The organism is Wolbachia endosymbiont of Wuchereria bancrofti (assembly GCF_002204235.2).
Taxonomy (GTDB): domain Bacteria; phylum Pseudomonadota; class Alphaproteobacteria; order Rickettsiales; family Anaplasmataceae; genus Wolbachia.
The window spans coordinates 6,703-10,877 of record NZ_NJBR02000069.1 but is presented as its reverse complement, the minus strand read 5'-3'; the positions used below and the strand labels follow the sequence as shown (position 1 = coordinate 10,877).

Sequence of the window (4,175 nt, the reverse complement as noted above, 5' to 3'; positions counted from 1 at the left end):
CTCCATTCAAGCCAGAAGAGCAGAATCTTTTACGGGATTCTCTGAAAAAGATGATTCATGGACCTGAGCATGATATGGATAGGGAAAATTGTGAGGTAAAAGAAACAAAAGTGGAGGAAAATAAACAAGTGGAAGAATTAATTGCTGTACGTCCGACTGCTTCAGGGCAGCCTGCAACAAATACAATGGGGCTGAAGGATACTCAAAGAGATAACAGTGATTGGAAAGAAATGAAAGGTCAAGGTAAGAATAATACTTGTAAGAAAACTTTAAGGCAATCTAATCGAGGATTTATTTCCAACGGCAATACTTCAAGGCAGCCTGCTCAGGGTTCTGTTTTTAGTAGAGAAGCTCCAGAACAACTAGCTCAGGAATATGTTTTTAACGGGGAAGCTTCAACTCAACATGCTACAAAATCTGTTTCTAATAGAGGGTCTTCAGGGCAACCTATGAAAGGTTCTGTTGTTGGTAGTGAATATGATTTTAGTACTTGGAGTAATGCTGAATAATGAAGCTCAACAAAGTTCTGTGAATAATACCCAACCAACAAGTGAGTGTAATGATGTAAAAGTTAATAATCATGTAAACTCAATGGGAAGGGCACAAGGAGAAGCACAATCAAGATAACAAGGGGGTGTCATTCCAGCGCGTAACGTTAGAATCCAGGAATATAAAAAAGATGAATAAAATTTTTTGAAAAAATATAAAAAAATGTTTGCACTGATGATTTATTTATTATATACTAATTACATAATATTTTTACTTAGGAGGTGATATGCATGGCGATAAAGGTTTTAAAGGAATGGAAGAGTGGAAACTTAGGAATGAAAAAGGTGAAGGTGGTGGAATAGTAGTGCGAGTTAAAGGAGCAAGGTATGATGATCATAACGATGTAGCAAGAAGAATACAAGAAAGAGAACGTGAGCATCAGTCTAATCAGCCTAGTAGCTCTATGGGCGGGTGTTACTCTAGTGGAGCTAGTAGCAGTCAGAAAAGATAATTATTCTTATTTAGAAATAGGGGGGGTATATGCCTAATATAAAAAAAACAGTAAGTGCACTGGTTAGTGCTTTTAATGTAAATAATTATGCTCGTCGTATAATTGACACGAATTTTTCTGTGCAAAGGAGGGACAAGAGAGACTGTCTCATAGTTTCATTTGATAAAGGTATGGATGATTATCAGTGTAAAAGATACCTAAGTGATATAAAAAGAAGTATAATATGTGAATTCTACGATGTTGAGAAAGGTAATGATAAAGAAATATTAAATACAGCTGAGTTAATTTTTGATATAAAGTCTTTTCCATTTGATCTTAGTAAAGGAGAGTGGTATTTAGATGAAGATAATAGTAGGCTTGAGTTTGTAACGCCTATTGATCCAGGTGTAATTTTTAATTTAAAGTCTCATTTAGCTGCTTCGCTTGCAAAAGATGTTCGAGTAGATATGCCAACTTCTACTATGTTTATTAAAGCACCTAACAAAGAAGGTTATTTGTGGCAGGGTGAATTTTCTAATACAAGGTTATGTGAGGAATTTGTAAATTTGTTTTTATCAGGTATGGAGCAAAGATATGAAAATGTTCCTCAGAAACCTTTGAAAGTGAAGGACAATGATGTATATATAAAAGATATTTTTAATGATATTCAGTTTGTTGATAGTATAACACGGTATGCTGCATGGCTTGTAGGGATGTACCTTGGAGTTAGCAGTAGTGATAACCATAAAGTGAAGTTATTTAAAGATATGATAATAGAGTCTGTTTATCAATCAACGGGAATAATAATAGCTGGTTTTATGTGTGCTTCTCCTCTAGGTAAAAAAGAAGCCTCAATCCTTATACCTGTTATACGAAGTTGTAAAGGGGCTAGGTTATTAACATGTAAAGAAGCTTTAATTCTAAATGAGACATTTAATGGTGCTGTGTTTGATGATATTAGTGGTGATACTCAAGCAGCATTAACAATAAATGGAAGCAGTTGAGTATGTGGTATAAACTTTTCTAACCCAGAGATTTCTCACTGTGTAATAAATAAAATCATAGAAAACTCCGTAATCAATGAAGATCATGAGTTAGCCATCCCTTATGAGCCTTTAAAAAGATCATTTGCGGTTGATGATGAAGCGCAAGAATACATTCTGCAGCGTTTTATATTTAGTTTACCTCTTGATAATAGTGAGAAATCAAAAACAGAAATATTAGGCTCTCTCTTTTCTCCTAAAGGTAGGGAGAAGCTATACTCAATTCTTTCTTTATCTTATGAAAGAAAGAAACTATATTCAGAATTCTATGTTTCTCCTGAACAGAGTGACCAACTGGAATTAAAGTGGCGCTCACTTCATGAGCAGTCACTAACACACTTAAAGTCTCCTAGATGTAGTCCAAAAGAAAAGGAGCTACTGCACAATACTATAGATTCAGGTGAAGGTAGTGATCGGTCTATAAGTGCTGCTGAGGTAAGTGCTGATAGTGAATCTCCTTGGGGACTATTAAGTAAAATACCAGGTATAAAAAGGCTTTCTCCTCTGTCACCACGGCATACGACAACTGCTGATACTAACAGTAAAGTAAGTAAAGCTGCTAGTCAGGAGGAGCAAATAAGAGAAAGGCATAAGTCTAACATTTCTGTTATTTCTACAGACAGTGCTATTTCTTGTAAATCAGGTTCACCACAATCTACAAATAAAGGTGGTACGATTGATAGTGGTATAGGTTCCTTGCGGTGGTCGAGTGTTATTGACGTTGTGGAATCTAGTAGTGAAGGTAAATTCCCTCGAGGTTCTTTTCAGTATGCTTCATCAGTAAGTAGTTTATCAACTACAAGCAGTGATTCTGTATCAAGTGACATATCAAACAGAACTATTATGCCAAGTAAAACAATTGATGTGTCGCGTTATAATAGAGAACATGGTCCTTCTGTACTGTATAATGAAGGTAAAGGTATTGATAAAAAAAAACTTGGTCTAGAGCTTACATTTGAACCTAGCAAGTATCACATACCACGTTCTAAAGGAAATAATTTGCCGTACCATTGTAAATGCACTGACACTGATTTATCATCCTCAAATCCTAGTGCTCCTATGAAGGGATCTAAAGATAAGCGGCCATCTTCACATTTGGATTCTATTAGTACAAGTGGGGCTAAGACTTTCTTTAAGGATCTATTTTAATTCTTTAAGCTATTGGATTTGTTTATTTAATATATCTTATTTCACTATAACCACTCAACCAGGGTCAGAGGTAAAATCCTGGCCCTTTTTGGGATATAACTATATGGACATTGGATTTGAGAACAATTTCCATTGGGGGAGAAGGGTGTTGTGTCATCCAAGTAGCCTCCTTTTCCTGTCATTCCGTGTCCTCTCTTGTCATGCCAGTGTGTGACACTAGCATCTAGCCTTTTATTTCGTGATTCCAGCTAGCTTTGTTGCATCGCAACCTATGAAAAGTTAACTATAGTTAAGGTTATAGTTAACCTATTGAAAATCTTGTTTTTTTTGCAATCAATCTGATCAAATAGTAATTCGTTATTTGTGTTAACAAAATTCAATTCTGTTCAAAATAGCTAAAGCATTGAAATTCTTGAATTTTAGCTAAATGGTAGTGAAATTTCTTTTATAAAAGTTTAGGTATTCTACTGAACGTTCTTATTTACTGATATTCTTTCTCAGTTTCAACTACTTGCATGATATCAAGTAGTAACCTCTTACTCAAATATGTAAAAAGTCTTATAATAAAATTGGTTAAATTTTTAACCAATTCAGAAAAAGGCAAAAGAAGCCCTAACTCTACTATCTATTTTCAGTATCGGCATTTTTTAAGTCTTAAAGCTTTATAAGCGCGTTTCGACTTGTATAGTAAAACCTAGATGTTGTTGAAGACATAGGGTGCGCATAGGCAAAAATTAGAAAATAAGACGCTAATCATGTTATACTCCTGCCGTTCATCTGCACAGATAAAGATAACTAAATACCTCTAGCATTATGATAAGAGGATTGGCGAGGCTTATATAATGTCAAGTAATTTTTGCATTTTTGTGTGGGGGATAACTTGGAAGACACCTTTCTAGTAGACTGAAATCACGTTTATGGACTTAGTGATGAGATTACTTCTTCAACTTTATCGAAGTGAAAAACTGATTCCCATTGCGGTAAATAAGCAACATTATTGATTC

General features: G+C 34.9%; 5 protein-coding genes. All 5 read left to right on the top strand.

The window, feature by feature from the left end:
* Window positions 1-509, top strand: a 509-nt coding sequence (locus tag CCY16_RS03480) for a hypothetical protein (protein ID WP_179946047.1), incomplete at its 5' end; no start/stop codon positions are given.
* Window positions 499-627, top strand: a complete 129-nt coding sequence (locus tag CCY16_RS06700) for a hypothetical protein (protein WP_281250513.1) — start codon at window positions 499-501, stop codon at window positions 625-627. The genes CCY16_RS03480 and CCY16_RS06700, both read left to right, overlap by 11 nt.
* Window positions 628-775: 148 nt before the next feature.
* On the top strand, window positions 776-1,000 hold the full coding sequence (locus CCY16_RS03475; RefSeq protein ID WP_088414968.1) for a hypothetical protein: 225 nt from the start codon (window positions 776-778) through the stop codon (window positions 998-1,000).
* 29 nt (window positions 1,001-1,029) lie between these two features.
* Entirely contained in the window at window positions 1,030-1,983 is a 954-nt protein-coding gene (locus CCY16_RS03470; protein ID WP_088414966.1) for a hypothetical protein, read from the top strand.
* 762 nt (window positions 1,984-2,745) lie between these two features.
* Window positions 2,746-3,171 carry a hypothetical protein gene (locus CCY16_RS03465; protein WP_088414964.1) on the top strand — a complete coding sequence of 142 codons (426 nt, stop codon included), beginning with the start codon at window positions 2,746-2,748 and terminating at the stop codon, window positions 3,169-3,171.
* The last annotated feature ends 1,004 nt before the right edge of the window (window positions 3,172-4,175 follow it).